The organism is Streptomyces sp. NPDC002889 (genome assembly GCF_042888425.1).
GTDB lineage: Bacteria > Actinomycetota > Actinomycetes > Streptomycetales > Streptomycetaceae > Streptomyces.
Genome location: NZ_JBIAPT010000011.1, coordinates 1 through 23,641 on the forward strand (window position 1 = coordinate 1; position 23,641 = coordinate 23,641).

The window sequence follows — 23,641 nt, forward strand, 5'->3', positions numbered from 1 at the left end:
GGAACCTCGACCATCCGAAGGATGGACGGGGTATCAACATATCTGGCGTTGATTTTTGGCACGCTGTTGAGTTCTCAAGGAACGGACGCTTCCTTCGGACCCTTTTCATCGGGCCCTCCGGGCGCTTCCCTTCGGTGTTTCCAAACTCTATCAGGCTTTTTTAGTCCTCCTGACCACCACCCTGCGGACATGCAGAGGTGTAGACCAGTTAGGATCCCGCCTTGATAGGTGCTGCCGACCCCCGACTCAAAGTCGCGTTGGGGCCAGGCAGGGGTACGACCCTACACGCCACCTGGAGTGGTAGCAAATCGTTTCCGGTGCACCCCTAGATCCCCCAACTGTTACCAGTCGGGGGAAACTAGGACTTCTTGTGACTTACCCTGCTCAACAGCGCGTCGTCAGGGACAGCGCAGTGACGACGCCGTACGAAAACTCCGCCCCTGGGAGGGTCCATGACCACAGTGACGTCCCCTCTTGCCGGACGTGCCATCGGGCTCGCGGCAGTGCCCGATCCCGTGTTCTCCGGTGCGATGGTCGGTCCCGGGACTGCCATTGATCCCGATCGCGAGGCATCGGAAGCCGTCTCGCCCGTCGACGGCATCGTCGTTTCCCTGCACCCGCATGCCTTCGTCGTCGTCGACGGCGAAGGGCACGGCGTTCTGACGCATCTCGGCATCGACACCGTCCAACTCAACGGCGAAGGCTTCGAGCTGCTCGTCAACAAGGGCGACACCGTCACGCGCGGACAGGCCGTCGTGCGCTGGAGCCCGTCGGCCGTCGAGGAGGCCGGCAAGTCTCCCATCTGCCCGATCGTGGCACTCGAGGCCACGGCCGACTCTCTCGCCGGACTCCGTGAGGACGGCGATGTGAAGGCCGGGGACACCCTTTTCACCTGGCAGTGACGCCGCCGCGATGACGGCGACTGGGACATTCACCGCGGCGGCCGGGAAGCCGTCGCTCGACCGAAGACGGGTGACATGGAGACAACGCTGCGAGGCGTCGGCGTGAGCCACGGGTTGGCGATCGGCGAAGTCCGGCACATGGGCACGGCGGTACTCGAGCCGCCGGCCAAGCAGATTCCCGCCGAGGACGCGAAGCGCGAACAGGGGCGCGCCCGTCAGGCCGTGGAGGCTGTGTCCGCCGACCTGATTGCTCGGGGCAATCTGGCAGGCGGCGAGGCCCAGGCCGTGCTCGAGGCACAGGCCATGATGGCGCAGGACCCGGAGCTCATGGCCGACGTGGAGCGTCGGATCGCCGTGGGCAGCACCGCCGAGCGTGCGGTGTACGACGCGTTCGCGGCGTACCGGGCCCTGCTGGCGGGTGCCGGCGAGTACCTGGCAGGGCGCGTCGCGGACCTGGACGACGTACGCAACCGGATCGTGGCGCGGCTGCTCGGTGTGCCCATGCCGGGTGTGCCGGACAGCGACGAGCCGTATGTACTGATCGCGCGGGACCTCGCGCCGGCGGACACCGCGCTGCTGGACCCGACGCTGGTGCTCGGCTTCGTCACCGAGGAGGGTGGGCCGACCAGCCACAGTGCGATTCTGGCACGGGCCCTCGGGGTTCCCGCCGTCGTGGCTCTGCCGGGCGCGAGTGAGATCGGTGAGGGAACGCTGATCGCGGTCGACGGCAGCACGGGCGAGATCTTCGTGGAACCTAGCGAGGACAAGCAGGCTCTGCTTGCCTCGGCCGCGGCCGAGCGCAAGGCCGCGCTGGCGGCTTCGAGTGGGCCGGGCGCGACATCGGACGGGCACAAGGTGCCGCTGCTCGCCAATATCGGGGGCGTCGCCGATGTTCCGGCGGCGGTCGAGGCGGGTGCCGAGGGTATCGGGCTGTTCCGTACCGAGTTCCTGTTCCTGGACGACAGCAAGCAGGCACCGTCGGAGAAGAAGCAGATCGAGGCGTACCGCCAGGTGCTCGAGGCCTTCCCCGAGGGCCGGGTGGTGGTGCGGGTGCTGGACGCCGGTGCCGACAAGCCGCTGGACTTCCTGACGCCGGCCGACGAGCCGAACCCTGCGCTGGGCGTTCGGGGGCTGCGCGCGTTGCTCGACCACCCGGAGGTACTGCGGACCCAGCTGACCGCGCTGTCGAAGGCGGCTGAGGGGCTGCCCGTACATCTCGAGGTCATGGCGCCGATGGTGGCGGACCGTACGGACGCCAGGGCGTTCGCGGACGCGTGCCGCGAGGCGGGGCTGCAGGCGAAGTTCGGTGCCATGGTCGAGATTCCGTCCGCCGCACTGCGGGCACGTTCGATCCTGCGGGAGGTCGAGTTCCTCTCCCTGGGCACCAATGACCTCGCGCAGTACACGTTTGCCGCCGACCGACAGGTGGGTGCGGTGTCCCGGCTGCAGGACCCGTGGCAGCCTGCGCTGCTCGATCTGGTGGCGCTGTCGGCCGAGGCCGCGAAGGCCGAGGGCAAGAGCTGTGGTGTGTGTGGTGAGGCTGCCTCCGATCCGCTGCTGGCGTGTGTGCTCACCGGGCTGGGGGTGACGTCGCTGTCGATGGGTGCGGCGTCCATTCCTTATGTACGAGCGACGCTGGCGAAGTCCACCCTCGCCCAGTGCGAGCGTGCTGCGGCTGCCGCGCGTGCCGCTGACACCGCCGAGGAGGCCCGGGTAGCCGCACAGGCGGTTCTGTCCGGCGAGTAGGACGCGCAGGACGACGGCTGATCGAAGGGGCTTCCACCGGGTTCGGCGGGAGCCCCTTCGTGCTGCGGTCAGTGGTGGTCGTCGGGCTCGTGGGTGGTGACGGGGAAGCCGGCGCAGTATTCGACGCCGGGTTCGGGGGACACGGGGGCGCCGGTGGCCGCGTTCGTGCAGTAGGCGTTGAAGACTTCGCCGGCGGTGAGGGGGACGAGGCCGCCCTGGCTCAGGCGCCAGCCGTGGAGGCGGTCGGCGGTGTCGGGGGCGCTCGTGCGCAGCACCAGGCCGCCTGCACTCTCCAGCGCGATGCCGGCGGCGAGCACGGTGACGAACTCGGCGCCTTCGGAGGCGTCCAGTTCCGCCAATGAGCCCGCGGTGGCCTCGGCGTGCAGAACAGCGAGGAGTTGTTCGTCCGGGCCGGAGACGCTGCACACGAGGTGGTGGCTGCCGGGGCCCGCCACTTCCAGGAGCCGCATCAGGATGCGGGAGGCCCGGTCGAACGCGGAACGGCCGATGTCCTGGCCGCAGTCCGCGCAGGCTCCGAGCTCGGCGAGGAGCATCGTCGCGTACTCCCATGTCGCCTGTCGTACCGCCTTGTTGATCAGCTCAGGCAGCAGACTGCCCAGTGACTGCCCTGTGTACAGGACGGCCGGGCCCCGACCCGCGATCTCGGCGGTGAAGCGGCTGCGGCTCTCGGCACCGTCGGGGTCGACGCCCGCTTCGGCGCAGAACTCCGCGAACTCGTCCGGATCGAAAAGGGCCACGGATGTGTGCAGGTGCCGGGATGCCAGCGATGTGAGCAGTTGCTCGGCCTGGCGCAGATAGGTCGGATGATCGTCGAAGGTGAAGGTGCGGTAGCGGCGCATCGAGCGGAAGTCCTGTTCGTCCGCGAGGATGCCGACGGTGCTGGGGACTTCGCGGCGCAGGGTGCGCCGCATCGATGCGTGGGTGGCGGGCCGCTTGGTCGGGCTGGTGTGCGCCATGCTGATTCCCCCTGAGCGCTGTTGATCAGTCGTGACTCACCGTAGTGGGGGGCACTGACAACGCGGGTCCGGGCAGCCGGTCGCGTACGAGCCGACTCTGGGCGAGGCAGGTGGCGGCCAGGCAGGCGCCGAACAGGGCCCATCCGGCGGGGCCGGTTGCGATGACCGCGGACATGACCAGCGGGCCGACGCTGCGCTGGACGGAGACGGCGAGGGCGTGGACGCCGAGATAGGCGCCCTGAGCCTCGTCGGGTGCGAGGGCGATCGACAGCTCCCAGGACGCGACGGAGTGGAGCATCTCGGCAAGGGTGAGAGCAACAGCGGCGATCGTGAGTGCGGCACTCGCGGTCCAGGCTCCGCCTACCACCGAGAGGCTGAGGGCAAGGGCTCCACCTGCGAAGGCTGCCGCGAGCGGCACCAGGAGCCGACGGGCGGCCCGGCTGGTGGCGCCGTAGCGGGCGAGCGGTATCTGGAGCGCAACGACCAGCACGTTGTTGAGGACGAGCAACAGCGGGGCGAGGCCGTGCGGGGCGTCGGTGGCGTGCACGAGCCACAGCGGCAGGCCGACCTTGAAGACCGCGTCGTCGAGGAACAGCACCGCTTCACTCGCTGTGTAGAGGAGGTAGGTGCGGTCCCGCCAGGGGCTCTTGGGCTTGGCGGCGGTGGTCTTGGCGGCGGAGCCGGTGACGACGCGGGCCGGGACCGGTGCTTCCGCGCACCGTACGACCAGCAGTGCGGCGACGAAGGAGGCGAGTGCGTTGCCGACGACGAGCGCCTGGTAGGCGAGGGTGGTGCCGACCCCGAGTGCGGCGGCCGCGGCGATGCCGCCGACCGCGAAGCCGATGTTGGAGACGGTTCGGTTCACGGCCTGGTAGCGGACCCGGTCGGGGCCGCTGATCCGGGCGGCATAGAGCTTGGTGAGGACGCTGGTGGCGCGGTCGCCGAAGCTGCCGGCAGCCGCGAACGCCAGCAGCAGCGCGTAGTGGTCGCTGGTGAGGAGGGCCAGGCCGGCTGCTGCGCGCAGCAGTTGCATGGCGGTCATCAGCCGGGTGAGCGGCATCCGGTCGGCGATGCGGCCGGCGATGGGTGCTCCGGCGACTCCGATGCCGGCGGAGACGGCGAGCAGGATGCCGACCTCGGCGACGCTCAGGCCGGTGACATAGGTGAAGTAGAGAGCTCCGGTGGCGGCCCAGAGGCCGGCGCCGGTCTTGTCGACGAGGGAGATCCAGAGCATGCGGCGGCCGTCGGCTCCGCCGGGAATGCGTTCTCCGGCTGCGGCCCGGTACTGCTTGAGGCGCACGGCCCCTCCCCCTTGACATCAATTACGTATTGGTACATTGTCGAGTACGTGGCAGCACAATATTCCATCAGCGGTATGACCGCCAGGGCAATTGCCGCATCCGTCGAACGCGCGGTGGCACAGGGCGGTTTGGGGCCGGGGGACGCACTGCCTCCGGTGCGTCGGCTCGCCGACGAACTCGGGGTCAGCCCCGGCACCGTCGCCACCGCGTACAAGGAGTTGCGGCAGCGCGGGATCGTGGTGACCCGCGGGCGTGGCGGGACCGTGGTGGCGCACGCCCCGGCCGTGGGTTCCCGGCGTCCGCCGCGGGTGCCGGCAGGGGTGCGCGACCTGGCGGGCGGCCACCCCGACCCGGCCTTCCTGCCCGTCCTGACCCCTCCGAACCGGGTCTCACCGGTCCAGGGATCGCACCGCGGCAACCCGCGGATGCCCCGGCTGGAAGTGCTGGCCCGGGAGTGGTTCGCTCGCGACGGGGTGCCCGACGGGCAGGTGACCTTCGCCCACGGTGCGCTGGACTGCATCGCGCGTCTGCTGTCCACCGAGCTGAAGCCCGGTGACGCAGTGGCCGTGGAGGATCCTGGTTTCCACCATCTGCTGGACCTGGTCCCGGCGCTGGGGCTGCGGATGCTGCCGGTCGCGGTGGATGACGAGGGTATGCGGCCCGACGAACTGAGGCAGGCGCTGCGCGCCGGGGTGCGCGCGGTACTGTGCAGCCCGCGGGGGCAGAGCCCGCGCGGAGGCTGGTTCTCGGCGCGGCGGCGCGACGAACTCCTGGCGGTGCTCGGCGGGTTCCCCGACGTACTGGTGGTGGAGGACGATCACAACGCGGACATCGCCGGCGTACCCCTGCACTCGCTGAGCACCGGCGGACTGCCGCGCTGGGCACAGGTACGAACAGCGTCGAAGCATCTGGGCATCGATCTGCGCTGGGCGGCGCTGGCCTGCGATGCCACGACGCTGGCACGCCACGACGGACGGCTGCTGCTGACGTCCGGGTGGGTCAGTCTCGTACTGCAGGAGACCGCGGCCCGGCTGCTGGCCGATCCGGGGACGGGGAAGCTGGTGGCCGCAGGGCGCAGGGCGTACGCGGTACGGCGTGCAGCGCTGATCGGTGCTCTGGGGCAGCACGGGATCGCGGCGTACGGCGAGAGCGGGCTCAATGTGTGGGTGCCGGTGCGCGACGAGTCGGCGGTGGTCAACGGGCTGCGCACGCACGGCTGGTGGGTGGCGGCCGGCACCCGATTCCGGATCGCCAGCCCTCCGGCCGTACGGATCACCAGCGCCGGCCTCGAAGAGGCGGACGCAACTCGGCTGGCCTCGGACTTCGCCGCTGTGCTGGGCGAGTCCGAGGCCACGTACGGGGGCTGACCGTCAGCCGCGGGTGCGGGCCAGCTCCTCGTAGAAACGCAGGAGGTCGAGGTTGTCGACGGAACCGGGGTTGACCGCCTTGGCCAGGGCCGTGCCCTGGAGCAGGCGCTTGACCGGCACCTCGATGCGCTTGCCGGTCAGCGTGTGCGGGACTCCGGGGACCTGGATGATGTCGTCCGGGACATGACGCGGCGAGAGCTGCTCGCGGATGGTCTGCTTGATGCGCGCGCGCAGCCCGTCGTCGAGCGTCGCGCCGTCGACGAGATGCACGAACAGCGGCATCCAGTAGCCGCCGCCCGGCTCCTCGAGACCGATGACGAGTGATTCGCGGATCTCCGGGAGACGTTCGACGGCCTCGTAGATGTCCGCCGAACCCATGCGCACGCCCTGGCGGTTGAGCGTCGAATCGGAGCGGCCGTGGATGACGACCGAGCCGTGGTCGGTGATCGTGATCCAGTCGCCGTGCCGCCAGACGCCGGGGAACATCTCGAAGTAACTGTCGCGGTAGCGGCTGCCGTCGGGGTCGTTCCAGAACCGGATCGGCATCGAGGGCATGGGGTTGGTGACGACGAGTTCGCCGACCTCCCCGATCAGCGGCTTGCCGTGCGGATCCCAGGACTGCAGGTCGGTGCCGAGGCAGGCGGCCTGCAGCTCGCCGATGTGCACGGGGAGGGTGGGTACGGCTCCGGCGAAGCAGCTGCACACATCGGTGCCGCCGCTGACCGAGGCGATCCACAGGTCGCCGGCCACCTCGTCGTGCAGCCAGCGGAACCCGTCGGGCGGCAGCGGTGACCCTGTGGTGGCCACACACTTGACGCGGGACAGGTCGAAATCGCGTGCCGGGTGGACCTCCGCCTTGGCGCAGGCCATGACGTACGCGGCGGAAGTGCCGAACAGGGTCGCCTCGGTGCGTTCCGCGATACGCCACTGGGCGCCCGTGTCGGGGTAGCCGGGGCTGCCGTCGTACAGCACGACGGTGGTGCCGGTGAGCAGTCCGGAGACGAGGAAGTTCCACATCATCCAGCCGGTGGAGGTGTACCAGAAGAAGCGGTCCTCGGGACCGAGGTCGCAATGCAGGCCGAGCTGCTTGAAGTGCTCCAGCAGGATGCCGCCCTGCGACTGGACGATGGCCTTCGGCAGACCCGTGGTGCCGGAGGAGTACAGGACCCACAACGGGTGGTCGAAGGGGACCTGCTCGAAGACGGGCTCCACGTCGTCGGCGGTCACGGCGGACCATTCGAGGGCGCCCTCCGGGGCCTCGGTGCCCAGCAGCGGGATGTGGATCACGGCGCGCAGCGTGGGCAGCTCGCGGCGCAGCTCGGCCACGGTCTCGGTGCGGTCGTGCTCCTTGCCGCCGTAGCGGTAGCCGTCCACGGTGAACAGCGCGACGGGCTCGACCTGCTGGAAGCGGTCGAGGACGCTCCGGGCGCCGAAGTCGGGGGCGCAGGAGGTCCACACGGCGCCGACCGCGGCGGTGGCGAGGAACGCTGTGACGGCCTGCGGGATGTTGGGGAGATAGCCGCTGACGCGGTCTCCCGGTCGTACGCCGAGGGTGCGCAGTTCGGCGGCGAGTGCGCCGACCTGGCGGCGGAGCTCCGACCAGCTGATCGGGGTCGGCTCATGTGTCTCGTCCACATGAAGCAGTGCCGGGTCATGGGAGCGCGCTGGGTCCTCGGAGGCGCGCAGCGCATGCTCGGCGTAGTTCAGCATGGCACCGGGGAACCACCGGGCGCCGGGCATGGCGGGGTCGGCGAGCACGCGCTCGTACGGGGTGGAGAAACGGATCTCGAACCAGTCGGCGACCGCCTGCCAGAAGGCCTCCAGCTCCGCGACGGACCAGCGGTGCAGTGCTTCGTAGCCGCCCTCGGCAGGGGCACCGTGGCGCTCGGCGGCCCACGCCTGGAACCGGGTGATCCGGGCTGCCGCGATGCGGTCGGGGTCGGGCTGCCAGAGAGGGGCAGGGTTCGCTGCTGCGGTCATGGGGCGGCTCCCGGGCTGGCTCGACGCTTTGTGCTCGACGCGGTGTATGCGTGCGGCGCGCGCACGAGCGGGGTGTGCGCGTGACGCGGCTGAGAGGGACGATGCCATGTGATCGTCTTTCACACCAGGGCTCATCACCCATGGTCGAGTCGGCGAATATGTGCTGCCACCACGGGTGAACGGGAGTTGAACAGAGCCCACGGGGCAGCGGCCGAATGGCAGGGTGAGCTGCATGGACGGTCGTGATCTGGTGCGCTCGGTGAGGACTTTCGGCACGGTGCGGGGGCTGCGGGCGGCGCGCTCCGCTTGGCGGCGGCACAGAACGGATGCCGAGGGCCTGCCCGCGAGGGGGCCGGAACGGGCCAGGGTGCCCGGCCCCGTGCGCGATGCCGAACCGCTGCCCGGTGGCGGGATCGTCCGCTTCGCCCGCTCCGAGCTGCGCATCATGGTCGCGGCGGGCGGCGCCGTGTTCTGGGGGTGGGACGGCGCCCGGCCGGATCCGTCGTACGCGCTGGCCGATGAGGCCCCCGAGCCCGACTCCCGGGCCGGGCTGGAACCGGACAAGGACGGCGGCTGGCGAGTCGTGTCGCAGCGCGTGACGGTCGAGGTCTCCCGGCACGGCGCGGTCGAGATCCGTACCCCCGGCGGGCTGGTGCTGCGCCGGGATCTGCCGCCCCGCTGGTGGGAGCCGGTCGGCGGCGGCCCGGCGCGCTGGGTGCAGCGCAGCCAGGTGCCTGCGGACGCCCGGTTCTTCGGTCTCGGCGGCCGGGCGGCAGGGCCGCGGCTGCGCGAGGGGACGTACCGGCTGTGGAACACCGATCCCAAGGGCGGCTTCGAGCCCGGCGACGATCCGCTCTACATCACGATGCCGGTGCAGCTGGTGGTGTCGGACGCGGGCACCCATCTGGCCTTCCACGACAACTCCTGGGAGGGCCGTATCACGCTGCGCGAGGGCGAGGAGGGAGCCGGTTCCGGGCACGACCGGCCCGGGACCTGCGAGGTGCGCCTGGACGGCGGGCCGCTGCGGTGCTGGGTCGTGGCGGGCACGCCCGCACGCGTACTGAACGGCTGGGCGCAGCTCACGGGCGCGCCGGCGCTGCCGCCGTCGTGGGCGCTGGGTCCGCAGCACGCACGCTGGGGTTTCGGCAGCGAGGAGAAGGTGCGGCGGGTCGTGGCGGGCTACCGGGAGCGTGGGCTGCCGCTGTCCGCGGTCCATCTCGACATCGACCACTACGACGACCATCAGGTGTTCACCGTCGACCGGCAGCGTTTTCCCGATCTGCCGGGCATGGCGAAGGATCTGCGCGAGGACGGGGTGCGGCTGGTCTCGATCGTCGATCCGGCGGTGAAGGCGCAGCCGGGAAACGCGGTGTACGACAGCGGGTCGTCGGCCGGTGCCTTCGTGCGGGACGGGCGTGGCCGCGAGGTCCGGGGCGTCGTCTGGCCCGGCGACTGCGTCTATCCGGACTTCACCGATCCGAAGGTACGGGCCTGGTGGGGCGAGCTGTACGAGGAGCGGCTCGCGCAGGGCTTCTCGGGCGTGTGGCACGACATGAACGAACCGGTGGCGTTCACGCCGTTCGGCGACATGACGCTGCCCCGCTCCGCCCGGCACGCGCTGGAGGGGCGCGGGGGCGATCACCGGGAGGCCCACAACGTGTACGGCCTCGCCATGGCGAGGGCCGGCTACGAGGCGCTGCGCCGGCTGCGCCCGGACGAGCGGCCGTTCCAGTTCTCGCGCTCGGGCTGGGCGGGCATGCAGAGATACGGGGGCACCTGGTCGGGTGATGTGTCGTCGACCTGGCCGGGGCTGCGGGCCTCGCTCGCGCTGGTGCTGGGGCTCGGGCTGTGCGGAGTGCCGTACTCGGGCCCTGATGTGGGCGGTTTCGACGGCAGTCCGTCGCCGGAGCTGTATCTGCGATGGTTCCAGCTCGGGGCGTATCTGCCGCTGTTCCGCACGCATGCGGCGATCGACGCCGGCCGCAGGGAGCCGTGGGAGTTCGGTCCCGAGGTGCTGACGCATGCGAAGGCGGCGCTGCTGGAACGGGAGCGGCTGCGCCCGTACTTCGTCACGCTGGCGCATCTGGCCCGGCTGACCGGCGCGCCGTATGTGCGTCCGGTGTGGTGGGGCGCTCCCGGGGACCGGTTGCTGCGTGACTGCGAGGACGCCTTCCTGCTGGGCGATGCGCTGCTGGTGGCCCCGGTGCTGGAGCGGGGCGCGGACCGGCGGGCTGTGCGGCTGCCGCGTGGGCGGTGGTACGACACGGCGAGCGGGCGGGCGTACGACGGGCCCGGCCAGGTGCTGGTCGATGCGCCCCTGTCGCGTATCCCGGTGCTGGCACGTGCGGGGGCGGTGCTTGCGGTCCAGGGCGAGGACGGGGTCGAACTGGAGGTGTGGGCCCCGGCGCCCGGGCGACGGGGTGGCGGTCTGGTGGTCCGTGACGGGGGCGACGGTTGGGGGGAGGCGGAGGTGGAGCGCTATGCGACGCGGCTCTCCGCCGGCCGGGTGGTGGTGGAGCGGATGACCGACGCGGGTCCGGTGCCGGTGGAGGGTCCTGCACGGGTGCGGGGGCTGGGCTGAGGGGCCGCGTGGCAGCGGGGTGGGAGGTGCCCGAGGCGACGGACGGGGCGCCCGGGCGGGTGGTCCACCTACGCCCTGCGTGCCCGCAGCTCAGGGGCGCACCCAGCGCGTACGAGTCCGCTCCGGCGCCGGCCCGTCGGGTGGCCCGTGGCGCGAGTGCCCATGGACGACGACCCGCCCTCGGACGGGCCATGCCGAGGGCCCCTCCGCCGGTCGGGCCGCGACCGGCCAGGGCCCTCTGTGCCGTGCGAGGCGCCTGCTCGGGGTGCGGACCACCGACGGGCCGCGGACCGGCTCGGCGGGGGCGCCGGGGCGGGGCGCCACGGACCGCTCGACGACGGTAGGCCCCGGGCCACCGTCCGGATCGGCGACGGATGAGCGCTGGAGCCGGTCCCCGAGCGTGCCGGCGACGATCAGTGCTGGGGCCACGGCCCGGCTCGGCGACGGTAGGCCCCGGGGCCACCGACCGGATCGGCGGCGGGTGCGCCCCGAGGACGTCATGAACCAGGTCGGTGCGGTGTCTGTCGGGCATGCCTCTGCCTCCCGGTGAGGTGCGACCGGCCCTGGCCCCGGGCGGCCTCCCCCGCAGGGCAGCGCGCCCCGCGGGCGGCCGCACCGGCGGCGCCGATCAGTCCCGCGTCAAGTGCCAGTCGGGAGGCGGTGACCCGCAGATCGCGGGTGAAGTCGAGCGTGGCGTAGCGCGGGAGCTGCCGCCGCAGCGGTGCAAGCAGGATCTCGCCTGCCTGGGCCACTCCCCCGCCGATCACCACCAGTTCGAGTTCGACGAGCGACGCGGTGGCGGCGATGCCCGCCGCGAGTGCCTGTGCCGCACGCTCGTACGCCGCCAGGGCACGGGGGTCGCCCGCATGTGCGGCGACCGCGACAGCCGCCGCCGACGGCGGCACTCCGGGCGGCGGTGACCAGCCCGCGTCCAGCGCGTGGCGTGCGATGGCGGGACCACCGGCCATGACCTCGACGCAGCCGCGCGCGCCGCATGGGCACGGTGCACCGTCCAGGTCGACGCTGATGTGGCCGATGTGTCCGGCGTTCCCGGTGGGTCCGGGGTGCAGTGCGCCGTTGAGGATGAGGCCGCCGCCGACGCCTGTGGACACCACCATGCACAGGGCGTTTGCGACGCCCTTGGCTGCACCCAGCCAGTGCTCGGCGGAGGCCATGGCCACGGCGTCGCCGATCAGTACGGGCGCGATGGCGGCGGGCAGCCGCGGATGGGAACGCACCTCGTCCGCCAGGGGGAACGACCGCCAGGCCGGAATGTTGACCGGGCTGACCGTGCCGGCCGCGGCGTCCACAGGACCGGCGCTGGCGATGCCCAGGCAGGTCAGCGCCTCCCAGCGCGGGTCCTGGGCGAGCTCGTCGACCACCGCGGTGACCGCGCTCATCAAGGCGGCTGCGGGGCCGTCCGCCGGCGTGGGCCTCCTGGCCCGCACCAGAATGCGGCCCGAGTCGTCGATCAGGGCGCCGGCGATCTTGGTGCCGCCGATGTCGAGTGCTGCGTACACGGGTGGCTCCCGCCCTTCCGTCATGGGCCGGTCGTCCGCTGTCGCCGAATGTCGGTCCGGCCGCCGACGTTCTCCTGTCGGCCGGCGCGTCTCACTGCGCGCAGTTGGCGTAGCCGCCCTCGAACCACTTGCGGGCCGCTGTGGTGTGCAGCGGGAAGGCAAGCTCGGCCGGGGTGCGCAGCAGGTGCCAGCCGTACGTCTCGTCGGTCGGCGCCGGTGGCGGGAGGTCGGCCGCAGGGCGCTCGGGCAGCAGCCCGAACAGCAACAGGTGGCCGCCCGGCGAGCTGAGCGCATCGGCGAGCCGGACCTCGTGCTGCGATGCCTCGATGCCGGTTTCCTCGTTCAACTCCCGTACGACCGCGGCCCGCCAGTCCTCGGTGTGGTCGATGAACCCGCCGGGCAGGGCGATGCCGCCGCGTGCGGGTTCGATGGTGCGGGTGATCACGACGAGCCCGGTGCCCTGCGCGTCATGTGCGGGCAGCAGCGCCACCGCGACGGGCAGGGGATTGCGGTAGGCGATCTCGCCGCAAGCCGGACAGGAGCGGGGCCAGTCGGTGACGGAGCCGTACGGCGCTCCGCAGTGGCCGCAGTGGGAGTCCTTCGACACCCGCCGGACTGTATCCGACCACTCATTCCCTTCGGGGCATGAACTCACAAACGATTGCCCATGACAGGACTTGTACACCGCTTTTCGCGCCCTGGCCCCCTGGCCGTTTCGGGTTGCGCGTCCAGCCGTTACGGTGCGGGTATGGCTGAGCAGACGTTTGATTCGTACGAGGAGTTCTGGCCGTACTACGTCGCGATGCATGCGCGCGCGGCGACACGCTGGGTCCATCTGACGGGCACCCTCACCGGGCTGGCGATCAGCGTGTACGGGCTGGCGCGAGGCCGGAAGCGGTATGCGGCCGCGCTGCCGCTGATCGGTTACGGGACGGCCTGGCCGGCCCACTTCTTCATCGAGAAGAACAATCCGGCCACCTTCGGGCATCCCGTGTGGTCACTGCGCGGCGACGCCCGGATGATCCGGATGATGCTGGCCGGCCGGGACGCGGAGCTGGCCGAGACCGCCGCCAAGTGGCTCGCCGAGAACCGCTGATCCGTGGCACACTTCTGACGTACCGTCAGATCTCTGTGCCGGGGAGGGGCCTTGACGCGCACGCCTGTGGTGACCGGATGGTTCACACGCGACAGCGGTGAGGAGGACTTCCGGCTGCTCGGTACGCGCTGCACGGCCTGCTCGGCGGTCTTCTTTCCCCGCGAGGACGCACACTGCCGCAATCCCTCCTGCACGGGCGGCGAACTGGTGGAGGTGCCACTGTCGCGGCAGGGGCGGGTGTGGTCGTACACCGACGGGCGCTACCGGCCGCCCGCGCCGTACGTGTCCGACCCGGAGGCACCGTGGGAGCCGTACACCCTGGTCGCTGTCGAGCTCGAGGCCGAGGGAATGGTCGTACTCGGCCAGGCCGCACCTGGTGTCGGCGTCGCTGATCTGGCGGTCGGGATGGAGGTCGAGGTGGTGCCCGGCGTGCTCAACGAGGACGCGGACACAGGCACCGTCTGGACAACCTGGCACTGGCGCCCGGTCGAGGCCGCCCGATGAGCGGCGACGCACGGGGGGACATCGCGGTCCTCGGGGCCGGAATGCACCCCTGGGGCAAATGGGGGCGCAGCTTCGTCCAGTACGGGACGGCGGCCGCCCGGGCCGCGCTCGCCGACGCCGGCGTCGACTGGCGGCAGGTGCAGTCGGTGGTCGGCGCGGACACGGTCCGCGGTGGCTATCCCGGCTATGTGGCGGGAGCGACGTTCGCCCGGGCCCTGGGCTGGCAGGGGGCGCGCGTCACCAGCGTCTACGCGGCCTGCGCATCGGGGGCACAGGCGATCGGCGCCGCCCGCGCCCAGATCCTCGCGGGCCTCGCGGATGTGGTGCTCGTGGTGGGCGCGGATGCGGCGCCGAAGGGGTTCTTCGCCCCGGCCGGGGGTGATCGCCCCGACGATCCGGACTGGTTGCGCTTTCGCGTGCTGGGAGCGACCAATCCGGCCTACTTCGCCCTGTACGCCCGCCGCCGCATCGCGCTGCACGGCGACACCCCTGAGGACTTCGCCCTCGTCAAGGTGAAGAACGCCGCGGCCGGCGCGCTCAACCCCAACGCCCGCTACCGCCAAACCGTCTCGGCCGAGGCGGTGGCGGCCTCCGCGGTGGTCGCCGATCCGCTGCGGCTGCTCGACATCTGCGCCACCTCCGACGGCGCGGCCGCACTGGTGCTGTCCAGCATGGACTTCGCCCGACGGCACTCGGTCGCCGCCCCCGTCCGTATCCGGGCCGTGTCCACCGTCACGCCGACGTATCCACGCGATGTGCTGGATCTCCCGGACATCGCGACGGATTCTGCGACGGCCGCCGCCCCGGGGCCGCGGTCCTACCGCGCCTCGATCGCCACGGCGGCGTACGAGGAGGCCTCCATCGGCCCCGAGGACCTCTCGCTCGCCGAGGTGTACGACCTGTCCACGGCGCTGGAGCTGCAGTGGTACGAGGACATCGGGCTGTGCAAGGTGGGTGAGGGCGCGGCGCTCGTACGCGACGGCGTCACCGCGCTCGGGGGCCGAATCCCGGTCAACTCGAGTGGCGGACTGGCCTCGTTCGGCGAGGCCGTGCCCGCCCAGGCCATCGCCCAGGTCTGCGAGCTGACCTGGCAGCTGCGGGGCACGGCCGGACAGCGGCAGGTACCGGGTGCCCGGGTCGGAATCACCGCGAACCAGGGCCTGTTCGGCCATGGCTCGGCCGTCGTCGTCGTCCGCTGAGACGGGTCGGCCCGTGTGGTGAAGCGCTTTCGGCACGGGGCGCGAGCACCTTACGTTCCGCCCCGCCGTGTCCAGCACCTGCCGTGAACTGCGCGTACTGCAGGCATGCTTGACTGCCCATCACGGCAGGTGAACACTGCCTCTTCGTCGGCATCGCCGCACTTCGGCACGCTCACCATGCTCGTCACGGACGCCGAGAGGGCACGGGACACCCCCTGCCACCGGCTCCGCAGCCATGGAATGCCATGGAGCACGCACCCTGCACCAAGGACCGGGGCCAGTGCCCCGGGCAAGGGCCAAGGAGCCGCCATGAGCAACGCAGACATCCTTCTCGGTGAGGTCATCGGCACCGCGATACTCATCCTGTTCGGCGCGGGCGTCTGCGCCGCGGTCACGCTGCACCACTCCAAGGCGAAGGCCGCCGGCTGGGTGGTGATCTCCTTCGGCTGGGGCTTCGGGGTGCTGGCCGGTGCGTACACCGCGGCTCCGCTGTCGGGCGGACACCTCAACCCCGCCGTGACCGTGGGTGTCGCCGTCGACACCGGGGAGTGGAGCAAGGTCCCGCTGTACATCGCCTCACAGATGATCGGCGCGGCCCTCGGCGCCGTGCTCGCCTACCTGGTGTACTTCGCGCAGTTCCAGGCCAACGCGGATGCCGAGAACGCGCAGCCGACGCTCGGGATCTTCTCCACCGGCCCGGAGATCCGCAGCCCGGTCGCGAACCTCGTGTCCGAGATCATCGCGACGGTCGCACTCGTCCTGCCCATCCTGGCCTTCGGACGCAACGCCGGTATCGGTATCGGCCCGATCCCCGGTGAGAACGCCGGGATCTACGGCTCCGGAATCTCGATCCTGCTGGTGTCGCTGCTGGTCGTCGGCATCGGCCTGTCACTGGGCGGGCCGACCGGATACGCCATCAACCCGGCGCGCGACCTCGGGCCCCGTATCACGCACGCCCTCCTGCCGATCCCCAACAAGGGAACCTCCGACTGGGGTTACGCCTGGATCCCCGTGGCCGGCCCGCTGGTGGGCGGTCTGCTGGCGGGTCTCGTCTTCAACGCAGCCTTCTGACAAAGGAACGTCATGACGGACACCTCGCAGAAATACGTCGCCGCAATCGACCAGGGCACCACGTCCAGCCGCTGCATCATCTTCGACCAGGACGGCGCGATCGTCGCCGTCGACCAGCGCGAGCACCGGCAGATCTTCCCCAAGCCCGGCTGGGTGGAGCACGACGCCACCGAGATCTGGTCGAAGGTGCAGGCGGTCGTCGCCGGGGCACTCGCCGATGCGGGCCTGCGGGCCGAGCAGCTCAGCGCGCTCGGCATCACCAACCAGCGGGAGACAACGGTCCTGTGGGACCGCGCGACCGGCAAACCGGTCCACAACGCGATCGTCTGGCAGGACACCCGTACTGCCGCCCTGTGCCGGGAACTCGGCGGCACCGACGGGCAGGACCGCTTCCGAGACGCCACCGGACTGCCGCTCGCCAGCTACTTCTCCGGTCCCAAGGCCGCCTGGCTGCTGGACAACGTCCCCGGGCTGCGCGGCCGCGCCGAGCGGGGCGAGATCGCCTTCGGCACCATCGACTCCTGGCTGATCTGGAACCTGACCGGCGGCACGGACGGCGGAGCGCATGTCACCGATGTCACCAACGCCTCACGCACGATGCTGATGAACCTGCAGAGCCTGCAGTGGGATCCGGACATTCTCATGGCGATGAACATCCCCCAGGCGGTGCTGCCCGAGATCAGGTCGTCGGCCGAGGTGTACGGAACGGCCGTGGGCCAGCTCGCGGGCGTGCCGGTGGCCTCGGCGCTCGGCGACCAGCAGGCGGCGATCTTCGGACAGGCCTGCTACGACACCGGCACGGCGAAGAACACCTACGGCACCGGCAGTTTCCTGCTGCTGAACACCGGCAACCGGCCGGTGCCGTCGAAGAGCGGGCTGATCACCACCGTGGGCTACAAGATCGGCGACGAGGATCCGGTGTACTGCCTGGAGGGCTCCATCGCGATCACCGGTGCGCTGGTGCAGTGGTTCCGCGACCAGCTCGGCATCATCCGCTCGGCGGACGAGATCGAGACGCTGGCGGCGAGTGTGGAGGACAACGGCGGTGCGTACATCGTGCCCGCGTTCTCCGGGCTGTTCGCGCCCTACTGGCGCTCCGATGCGCGCGGTGTGATCACCGGCCTGACGCGGTACGTCACCAAGGCCCATCTCGCGCGGGCGGTGCTGGAGGCGACCAGCTGGCAGACGCGTGAGGTCGTCGACGCGATGTACCAGGACTCCGGGGTGCCGATCACCACGCTGAAGGTGGACGGCGGGATGACCGCCAACCAGTTACTGATGCAGCATCAGGCGGACGTGCTGGGGGTGCCGGTGATCAGGCCGAAGGTCTCCGAGACGACGTGTCTGGGCGCCGCGTACGCGGCCGGGCTCGCCACCGGCGTCTGGTCGGGCCTGGACGAGCTCAAGAGCCACTGGCAGCGCGATGTGGAGTGGTCGCCGCGGATGGAGGCGGAGGTCCGCGAGCGGGAGTACCACAACTGGCGCAAGGCGGTGGAGAAGAGCTTCGGCTGGGAGGAGGAGTCCGGCCTGGACTGAGTCCTGCCCGGACCGGGTCCGGCATGGACCGGGTCCGGCGCCGCGACGGATCGGGCGGTGGAGGCCCACGCCGGACGCAGGGTGCCGGGCGGGCGTTCGCCCGGCGGCGGCCGTCACAAGCCCACGGCCCGTACCCCAGTCGGTGGGGGTACGGGCCGTGCTCCTGCCCACGTCACCGCGACCGGCTCGGACGGTGGCCGCATCCACCGCGGCGGGTGGCCGCCGCGGGCGGCCCGGCAGACGGTCTCGGACGTCCACCCGGCCGAGGGCAGCAGGTCGGCGCGGCCTGTGGCAGCGAGGCTCGGCCCCCGTCCGCACAGCCGGCGGCCGCAGGGGGCCGGACAGGCCGAAAAGTCGCAGCCGTCCGCCCGGCCGACGGCCGCAAGGGCTCGGCCCGGAGACAGACGCCACCGCCTTCTCAGCCGACAGCGAAGGGGTTGAGCCGCCCGGAGTCGCCACCGCCCCTCAGTCGGCAGGCGCAGGGCTCGGCCCGGTCGGCCGCCTACGTCGCCGCGGCGGTTCAGCTGCCGGTCACCGCGGTCGTGGCGCGCTGCGCGTGCAGCTGGTCGGCACGGGCCAGCGCATGCTCGACCACCGCCACCAGCACGTTCTTGACGGACCCCCGGTCACGCGCGTCGCACATCATCAGCGGTACCTCGGCGTCGAGGTCGAGCGCCGCCCGTACGGAATCGACGGGGAAACGGTCCGCTCCCTCGAAGCAGTTGACGGCGATCGTGAACGGAATGCCACGCCGCTCGAAGTAGTCGACCGCCGCGAAGCAGTCCTCCAGCCGGCGGGTGTCGGCGAGGACGACCGCGCCGAGCGCGCCCTGCGCCAGCTCGTCCCACAGGAACCAGAACCGGTCCTGGCCCGGTGTGCCGAAGAGATAGAGCACCAGATCCTCGCGCAGCGTGATGCGCCCGAAGTCCATGGCGACCGTGGTGGTCGTCTTGCTCTCGACGCCTTCGGTGTCGTCGAAGGGCCGGCCGGCTTCGCTCAGCGTCTCCTCCGTGCGCAGCGGCTTGATCTCGCTGACCGCGCCCACGAAGGTGGTTTTGCCGACTCCGAAGCCGCCCGCCACCAGAATCTTCAGCGTCACCGGCTCGATCGGCGCCGGGTGGCGGCTAGAGCGCCCGAAGGCCATTGATCACCTCGCGGAGAATGCTCACATCCGGCAGCTCGGCCGGCGGAACGGGACGGGTTACATGCACAAGCGCGTCCTCGACGAGATCGCCGACCAGGACACGGACCACGCCGACGGGGAGGTCGAGACCTGCCGCGAGTTCGGCGATCGACTGGGGGGTGCCGCCGCAGCGCTCGACGATCTCGACGTGCTCCGGGGAAAGCATCTGGTCACGGCCGGGGTCGCCGACCGCGGTGTCGGGAATCACCAGGGCGATCAGATCGAGGGGATGGCGGCTCGAACTGCTGGTGCGGCCGCGGGTCATCGCGTACGGACGGACCACCGGCCCCTCGTCGGCGTCGATCCAGTGGTGGGGCCTGCGGCCCTGCTGGACTGCGTCACTCATCCCCGCCACTCACCCTCCGGCGGCCGGACCGGTCCGTGGTGCCGTGACCAGGTGAGCGCCGACCCGCTTGACCATGAGCGTCATCTCGTACGCGACCTGGCCCACGTCGGAGTCGGCGTCGGCGAGGACGGCCAGACAGCTGCCGTCACCGGCCGCGGTGACGAAGAGGAAGGCCTCGTCCAGTTCGACGACCGTCTGGCGGACCTGGCCGGCGTCGAAGTGACGGCCGACTCCCTTGGCGAGGCTGTGGAAGCCCGAGGCGACGGCGGCGAGATGCTCGCTGTCCTCGCGGGTCAGATCCTTGGACGTGCCGGTGGCAAGGCCGTCGCCGGAGAGCACCAGGGCCCTGCTGATGCTGGCGACGCGGTCGACGAGTTCGTCGAGGAGCCAGTTGAGCTCGCCGGACCCCCTGGCGGTGTGGGCGCCCATGGCGCTCGGTGCTGCGGCGTGCGGTGCGGTCATCGACCGTCCCCCTCAGATGTGGTTCCTGGTGCGTTCCGGCCGGAGCCGGTGGCCTGGTCCGTGCGGTGCTGCGGTCCCTGGCCCGGGACGCCTTGTGGTCGCCGGCCCCCGCCCTGTCCGGTCGGGGCCGCCTCCTCGGCGTTCTGGCGGCGGCCGCGCTGCCAGCCCCGTTGCATCGAAGCCATACGGTTGCGGACCTCGTCCGCATTCCGCTCGAAGGCTCCTGCCGCCGGGGCGGACGGCGGCTGGTCCGTCCCCGGCGCGGCCGACTCCCTGAGCTGGGGCGCGAGGCTCGCCTGACGGACGCGGCGCGGCAGCCCCTGCGGTGTCGTGGGAGCGGCGGCAGGCGGCACGGGCGCCGACGGGGCCTGGCGGACGCGCCGCGGCAGTCCGTCGATCGTCGCCGGGGTGTCGGCGACGGGCATGGGTGCCTGCCGCATCGGCCGCGGGTCCTGCGCCGTCGCCGGCCGGTCGAATTTCGGGGCCGGGGCGGGGACAGGCCGCGGTCTGCCGCGGCCCGGGCGCTCGCCACGCTCGCCCGCGATGGGTGTGGGCGTCGCCGCGAGCGGCATGTGCGGTGCGAACGGCGACACCTCGGCGGCCCGCGAGGACCCCGGGGCGGGATGCGTACGCCCGCTCGTGCCCCGCTCGTCCACCCGGCGGCCGTGGTCGGCGACCAGGGTCGGGGGGTTACGGCGCGGCAGCGGCACCGGGCCGCCGTACTGCTGCGGCGACGGCTCCGGCACCAGCTGGTGCTGCTCGCCAGCCAAGTCGTCGTGCCTGCCTCGGGAGCGGGCGCGGAAGATGCCACCGCGCTCGCTCTCGGTGTCGTCCAGGGCTGTGAGGGCGGCGCCGGGGCCGGCAAGGGCCGAGCGGTCGTCGGGGCCCAATGTGCCGACCGGGGCTTCCAGCTCGACCGGGCCGTCCAGCAGCGCGGAGGCGTTGAGGCCCGAGGGGGCCCTGGAGAGGGCGGCCGGCTTCCCGTCGGCGGCGCGCCGCCCGGCCGCGCTGTCGCTCTTGCGGTCCAGCCGGAAGCCGGTGCCCTGGGTCTCGGGCGCTTCGGTGAGCAGCGTCGCGGGGATGAAGACCACCGCGGTGGTGCCGCCGTACGGGGACTGCTGCAGCGACACGCGGACGTTCTGGCGCTGGGCGAGCCGGCTGACGACGAAGAGACCGAGCCGGTCGGTGTCGGAGAGTTCGAACTCGGGTGTCTCGGCGAGCCGCAGATTCGCGTCGAGGAGCGCATCGGCCGGCATGCCCAGGCCACGGTCGTGGATCTCGAGGGTGAAGCCGTTGGCGACCCGCTCGCCGTGCACCTGGACACCGGTGTGCGGGGGCGAGAACACCGTGGCGTTCTCGAGCAGTTCGGCGATGAGGTGGGTGAGGTCGGCGACGGCGGGGCCGCCGACGCCGATGCGCGGCAGCCGGCGCACCTCGATGCGCTCGTAGTCCTCGACCTCGGCGACCGCGGCCCGTACGACGTCCATCAGCTGGATGGGCTTGCGCCATTGCCGGGACGGTGCGGCTCCCGAGAGGATCACGAGGCCTTCGGCGTGCCGCCGCATACGGGTGGTGAGATGGTCCAGCCGGAACAGGTCGGCGAGTTCCTCGGTGTCCTCCGTACGGCGCTCCATCGTGTCGAGGAGCGTGAGCTGACGGTGCAACAGCACCTGATTGCGGCGGGCGAGGTTGACGAAGACCTCGGAGACACCGCGTCGCATGTCGGCCTGGCGTACGGCGGCTTCGACCGCTGCCCGCTGGAGGGTGTTGAGTGCGTGGCCGACCTGGCCCACCTCGTCCTTGTCGTACTCCAGGCGCGGGGCCTCGGTCTCGACGTCGATGTGTTCGCCGGCGGCGAGGCGGCGCATCACACTGGGCAGCCGTACACCGGAGACGTCGTGGGCCTCCTTGCGCAGCCTGGACAGGGCGCGGACCAGATCGCGGCCGATGCGTACGGAGACGATCACGGAGACGAGCAGCGCGAGGAAGCCGAGGACGCCTGCCACACCCGCCCGGACGAGGACGCTGTACGCGGCCGGCTCCACACGGTCCTGGTAGCGGTCACCCGCCTCCTCGTCCGTGCGGGAGAGCTCCTCGAGGACCGGGCTCGCGTTGTCGTTCCAGCGCTGCAGGTCGGACGTGCCCAGTCCGTCCGCGGGACCGTCGGCAAGGATGCGCTCCTCGGTGTCGCGCAGGGGCGTCGTCTCGGGGCTGCGCCAGTAGCGGTCGAGGATCTCGCGTTCCGCGGCGGGCAGGATCTCGAGGTTGACCTCGTAGTACAGCTTTCGGTGGGCGACCAGGTCGGAGAGTTGGCGGATCTCTCCTGCCGTGATCCTTCGTGTGGTCAGCGAGGAGGTGATCAACGCGTCCTCGCGGGAGAGCATTTCGCGGGCGCGGGCGAGGCCGACGAGGGCGCGTCCCTGCCGCTCGAGCGCGACGTCGTCGAGTGCGTGGAGTGTGAGCAGGAAGCTGTAGCCCGGGTCGACGAGGCGGTTGTAGAACTCCAGGGCTTCCTTGCGGGAGACCGTGTTCGTCTCCACGGAGCGGCGCATGGCACCGAGGCCGTCGAACGCGTCGATGAGCGCGGAGAGCTTCTGCGAGGTTTCGGAGGTCATGTCGTCGCGCACCGAGGACTTCTGGGCATTCGCCTCGATCACGGCGAGCGCGTTGTCGGTGGCTTCGCGGTCCAGGCGCAGCGTCGGCAGTGCTTCCGAAGCGCGGCGGTCCGCAAGGTAGATGAGGGTCTGCCTGCGTTCCTTCTGGACGGAGTCGACGACTTCTTCGACGGGTGCGCCCAACTGCTCGGCGACGGAGCTGACCTCGAGGAGCTGATTCGCGTCCCGGCCTGTGAGTACGGTGGCGAACCCCCACAGCAAGGTGAGGGAGAGCAGCGGAACCAGCAGCAACGCCACGATCTTCCGGCGGATGGACTTCCCGCGAAAGCGCATGGCCTCCCCCTGCTCGCCCCCGCCCGGTGCGGGGTGGTGTCCGTCAACAAACGGCGTGAGCCTACTACTGTCACCCAGCCAACTCGAAGGGACGTCCGGACGGTTTTCGGCCTGGGACAGCAGCCTTGATCATGGGATGTCCTGGTATCCAGGGGAATATTGTTCCCGGCCTCGACGGATGCCGTGGAGGTCAGTCGATTTTCGGACCACGGCAGATGGCTGGAATTTGGCCCTCCTCGGGAATCATCGCGGCAGGTCGATCGTCCTTGTCAAAGGGGAGATTCGAGAATTCGCCCGACGCCACGCCCATCACTTTCGGACGTTGTCGCTCCGAATGCGTCCTGTTGCGGGAGGGACTGCGGAGCGAGGCGGAGTAGGACGGCGGATTGCGGGCACCCACCCTGAAGTTGGACACAGTGGGGAGTGACACGATCCATGGACACGGACGAGCCTCGCGGCGCGGCGCCACAGACGGATGTCCCGCGGCAGCTGTGGGTGGAGGAACCGGTCGTCAGGTGGCGTTTGCCCGACCCCGTGCGCACCGCCGCGGTCCGCGCGGTGATCATCGCGTCGCTGACGATGATCCAGGCGATGGCGGCGTTCCTCTTCACGCTGACGGCGTCGTGGCTTGCGTTCCCCATGGTGCTCAGCAGCGTGGCCAGCACGGTGGTGGCGACCTGGGCGGTGCTGGATGTGTGGGTGACCCGTCAGGTGTGGCACCAGCGGCACGGTGTGGTGTCCGTGCCCAGCAGCACGGCACGCCAACTGCGCCGTGAGCGCCCCAGGGCGCAACGCGCCGCCCGGGCGGCGGCTCGTGAGGACTCCGGGATACGGCGAAAGGGCACCGGCCGGCTCTCCCAGGCGTGAGCCGGGGCGGTCCCGGGCTCTGCGGGCCGTGACGAAGGCAGCCTTTCGTGCCCGC

General features: G+C 71.3%; 19 protein-coding genes. 10 read left to right on the plus strand and 9 right to left on the minus strand.

Translation table 11 applies throughout. The features are described from left to right. Positions 1 to 452 precede the first annotated feature (452 nt). Positions 453 to 902 (plus strand): PTS glucose transporter subunit IIA, encoded by a 450-nt coding sequence (locus tag ACFYWI_RS17880; RefSeq protein WP_389232655.1) that lies wholly within the window; start codon positions 453 to 455, stop codon positions 900 to 902. Between the two features lie 75 nt (positions 903 to 977). Further along, complete coding sequence (ptsP, locus tag ACFYWI_RS17885; protein WP_389232658.1) at positions 978 to 2,648, plus strand: phosphoenolpyruvate--protein phosphotransferase; 1,671 nt, start codon at positions 978 to 980, stop codon at positions 2,646 to 2,648. A 68-nt stretch (positions 2,649 to 2,716) separates the two neighbouring features. On the opposite strand, the gene ACFYWI_RS17890 is transcribed toward ptsP, so the two are convergent. Both ACFYWI_RS17890 and ACFYWI_RS17895 read right to left on the minus strand, forming a co-directional pair. Further along, entirely contained in the window at positions 2,717 to 3,625 is a 909-nt protein-coding gene (locus ACFYWI_RS17890; protein ID WP_389232661.1) for a hypothetical protein, read from the minus strand. A 25-nt stretch (positions 3,626 to 3,650) separates the two neighbouring features. Then, positions 3,651 to 4,925, minus strand: coding sequence for an MFS transporter (locus ACFYWI_RS17895; RefSeq protein WP_389232664.1), 1,275 nt, complete (start codon positions 4,923 to 4,925; stop codon positions 3,651 to 3,653). Between the two features lie 48 nt (positions 4,926 to 4,973). On the opposite strand from ACFYWI_RS17895, the gene ACFYWI_RS17900 reads away from it, so the two are divergent. Further along, the gene (locus ACFYWI_RS17900) at positions 4,974 to 6,293 is read left to right on the plus strand and encodes an aminotransferase class I/II-fold pyridoxal phosphate-dependent enzyme (protein WP_389232667.1); all 1,320 of its coding nucleotides are present in this window, start codon (positions 4,974 to 4,976) and stop codon (positions 6,291 to 6,293) included. A gap of 3 nt (positions 6,294 to 6,296) precedes the next feature. Here ACFYWI_RS17900 and ACFYWI_RS17905 read toward each other — a convergent pair whose 3' ends face one another. Then, a complete protein-coding gene (locus ACFYWI_RS17905) occupies positions 6,297 to 8,273 on the minus strand; it encodes an acetoacetate--CoA ligase (protein ID WP_389232670.1) in 1,977 nt (658 codons plus the stop codon). Between the two features lie 232 nt (positions 8,274 to 8,505). Here ACFYWI_RS17905 and ACFYWI_RS17910 point away from each other — a divergent pair, with 232 nt between their 5' ends. Next, positions 8,506 to 10,854: a glycoside hydrolase family 31 protein gene (locus ACFYWI_RS17910; protein WP_389232673.1), complete on the plus strand. Its 2,349-nt coding sequence runs from the start codon at positions 8,506 to 8,508 to the stop codon at positions 10,852 to 10,854. 497 nt (positions 10,855 to 11,351) lie between these two features. Here the strand turns inward: ACFYWI_RS17910 and ACFYWI_RS17915 are convergent, their stop codons facing one another. Together ACFYWI_RS17915 and ACFYWI_RS17920 are read right to left on the minus strand one after the other, a co-directional pair. Beyond that, entirely contained in the window at positions 11,352 to 12,374 is a 1,023-nt protein-coding gene (locus tag ACFYWI_RS17915) for an ROK family protein (RefSeq protein WP_389232676.1), read from the minus strand. Between the two features lie 91 nt (positions 12,375 to 12,465). After that, entirely contained in the window at positions 12,466 to 12,981 is a 516-nt protein-coding gene (locus ACFYWI_RS17920; RefSeq protein ID WP_389232679.1) for an NUDIX domain-containing protein, read from the minus strand. Positions 12,982 to 13,122: 141 nt separating this feature from the next. Here ACFYWI_RS17920 and ACFYWI_RS17925 point away from each other — a divergent pair, with 141 nt between their 5' ends. From ACFYWI_RS17925 to glpK, 5 genes are all read left to right on the plus strand, one after another. Beyond that, a complete protein-coding gene (locus tag ACFYWI_RS17925) occupies positions 13,123 to 13,470 on the plus strand; it encodes an Mpo1-like protein (RefSeq protein ID WP_389232682.1) in 348 nt (115 codons plus the stop codon). A 66-nt stretch (positions 13,471 to 13,536) separates the two neighbouring features. Next, positions 13,537 to 13,974: a Zn-ribbon domain-containing OB-fold protein gene (locus ACFYWI_RS17930; protein ID WP_389233430.1), complete on the plus strand. Its 438-nt coding sequence runs from the start codon at positions 13,537 to 13,539 to the stop codon at positions 13,972 to 13,974. Further along, the gene (locus ACFYWI_RS17935; protein ID WP_389232685.1) at positions 13,971 to 15,173 is read left to right on the plus strand and encodes a lipid-transfer protein; all 1,203 of its coding nucleotides are present in this window, start codon (positions 13,971 to 13,973) and stop codon (positions 15,171 to 15,173) included. Before ACFYWI_RS17930 ends, ACFYWI_RS17935 begins: the two co-directional genes overlap by 4 nt. A gap of 309 nt (positions 15,174 to 15,482) precedes the next feature. Beyond that, positions 15,483 to 16,244 (plus strand): MIP/aquaporin family protein, encoded by a 762-nt coding sequence (locus tag ACFYWI_RS17940; protein WP_389232688.1) that lies wholly within the window; start codon positions 15,483 to 15,485, stop codon positions 16,242 to 16,244. Positions 16,245 to 16,256: 12 nt separating this feature from the next. After that, positions 16,257 to 17,780, plus strand: coding sequence for a glycerol kinase GlpK (glpK, locus tag ACFYWI_RS17945; protein ID WP_389232691.1), 1,524 nt, complete (start codon positions 16,257 to 16,259; stop codon positions 17,778 to 17,780). Between the two features lie 520 nt (positions 17,781 to 18,300). Here glpK and ACFYWI_RS17950 read toward each other — a convergent pair. The 4 genes from ACFYWI_RS17950 to ACFYWI_RS17965 are packed head-to-tail and all read right to left on the minus strand — an operon-like array spanning position 18,301 to position 22,719. Further along, positions 18,301 to 18,924, minus strand: a complete 624-nt coding sequence (locus ACFYWI_RS17950) for an ATP/GTP-binding protein (protein WP_389232694.1) — start codon at positions 18,922 to 18,924, stop codon at positions 18,301 to 18,303. Continuing rightward, complete coding sequence (locus tag ACFYWI_RS17955; protein WP_389232697.1) at positions 18,905 to 19,309, minus strand: DUF742 domain-containing protein; 405 nt, start codon at positions 19,307 to 19,309, stop codon at positions 18,905 to 18,907. The genes ACFYWI_RS17950 and ACFYWI_RS17955 overlap by 20 nt, the downstream gene beginning before the upstream one ends. 9 nt (positions 19,310 to 19,318) lie before the next feature. Beyond that, positions 19,319 to 19,771: a roadblock/LC7 domain-containing protein gene (locus tag ACFYWI_RS17960; protein WP_389232700.1), complete on the minus strand. Its 453-nt coding sequence runs from the start codon at positions 19,769 to 19,771 to the stop codon at positions 19,319 to 19,321. Beyond that, on the minus strand, positions 19,768 to 22,719 hold the full coding sequence (locus tag ACFYWI_RS17965) for a nitrate- and nitrite sensing domain-containing protein (RefSeq protein ID WP_389232703.1): 2,952 nt from the start codon (positions 22,717 to 22,719) through the stop codon (positions 19,768 to 19,770). The genes ACFYWI_RS17960 and ACFYWI_RS17965 overlap by 4 nt, the downstream gene beginning before the upstream one ends. A 435-nt stretch (positions 22,720 to 23,154) precedes the next feature. Between ACFYWI_RS17965 and ACFYWI_RS17970 the strand changes: the two genes are divergently transcribed. After that, positions 23,155 to 23,586, plus strand: coding sequence for a hypothetical protein (locus tag ACFYWI_RS17970; protein ID WP_389232706.1), 432 nt, complete (start codon positions 23,155 to 23,157; stop codon positions 23,584 to 23,586). Positions 23,587 to 23,641: the final 55 nt, after the last annotated feature.